This window comes from Photobacterium sanguinicancri, assembly GCF_002265265.1.
In the GTDB taxonomy this organism is placed as follows: domain Bacteria; phylum Pseudomonadota; class Gammaproteobacteria; order Enterobacterales; family Vibrionaceae; genus Photobacterium; species Photobacterium sanguinicancri.
In genome coordinates this window covers 1-393 of the sequence record NZ_NOIF01000499.1, presented here as the reverse complement: position 1 = coordinate 393, position 393 = coordinate 1, and the positions used below count along the sequence as shown (strand labels likewise).

Annotated in this window: 1 protein-coding gene; it reads right to left on the bottom strand. The window is 63.6% G+C overall.

Annotated features, from left to right (window positions below; all coding sequences use genetic code 11):
• Positions 1-393, bottom strand: a 393-nt coding sequence (locus ASV53_RS24825) for an aminotransferase class I/II-fold pyridoxal phosphate-dependent enzyme (RefSeq protein ID WP_141226361.1), incomplete at both ends; no start/stop codon positions are given.

Here is a 393-nt window from a genome sequence, read left to right as displayed (position 1 = left end):
GGGTTGCGGCCGTTGACCGTGCGCGACAGGTAGCGGCCGGGCAACACCACGACATTTTCCTCGGCCTTCAGACGGCTCGCGAAGGTTTCGTCGTCCACCGGGGTTTCCGGCCACAGGTAAAAGCCCGCATCGGGGGCGGATACCTTAAGAACTCCGCCGAGAATGTCCAGCACGGCATCGAATTTTGCCCGGTACAGGTCGCGGTTGACCTGCACATGGGCTTCGTCGTTCCAGGCGGCGATGCTGGCGAGCTGGTGATGCGCCGGCATGGCGCAGCCATGGTAGGTACGGTAGCGCAGAAAGGCACCGAGGATCGTCGCATCACCGGCGACAAATCCGGAGCGCAGCCCCGGCAGGTTGGAGCGCTTGGACAGCGAATGAAACACCACGCAG